Here is a 518-nt window from a genome sequence, read left to right as displayed (position 1 = left end):
TTCATGGATCGACTGGGTGGTGCCAAGCAATCACGCTCACCGTTTCGAAAGCTCTCGAAAATCCTCCGGCCAGAAAACGGCGTCGTCATCCGCTCTAACGCTCTGACCAAGAAATTTGGTAGCTTCGCGGCCGCACAAGATATCAGCTTCGAAATAGAGCGGGGCGAAATTTACGGATTGATTGGACCCAATGGGGCCGGGAAGTCCACGACGTTTAAGATGATGTGCGGACTCCTGGAGCCAACCTCAGGTAACGCCTCGATTGCAGGGTATGACTTGGGCCAATCACCCAGCCAGGCTCGCGGGCGCTTGGGATACATGGCCCAGAAGTTTTCGCTCTACGCCGATCTGAGTGTTCACCAAAACCTTGAATTCTTTGCCGGTGTCTACGGCCTGACAGGGCAGTCTCGACGGAACGCTATCGATGAGATGGTCGCAACCTTCGATCTGACATCGATCAAAGAAAAAAATGCCGGGATAATCCCGCTGGGTCACAAACAACGGCTCGCTCTGGCGTG

Annotated in this window: 1 protein-coding gene; it reads left to right on the top strand. The window is 54.2% G+C overall.

Annotation, left to right across the window (positions count from 1 at the left end; all coding sequences use genetic code 11):
- The coding region (locus PKF00_RS44375) for an ABC transporter ATP-binding protein (RefSeq protein ID WP_271223813.1) at window positions 1–518 on the top strand (518 nt) is incomplete at both ends.

The organism is Streptosporangium carneum (assembly GCF_027922005.1).
In the GTDB taxonomy this organism is placed as follows: domain Bacteria; phylum Actinomycetota; class Actinomycetes; order Streptosporangiales; family Streptosporangiaceae; genus Streptosporangium; species Streptosporangium carneum.
This window is presented reverse-complemented; position numbering and strand designations above follow the sequence as displayed.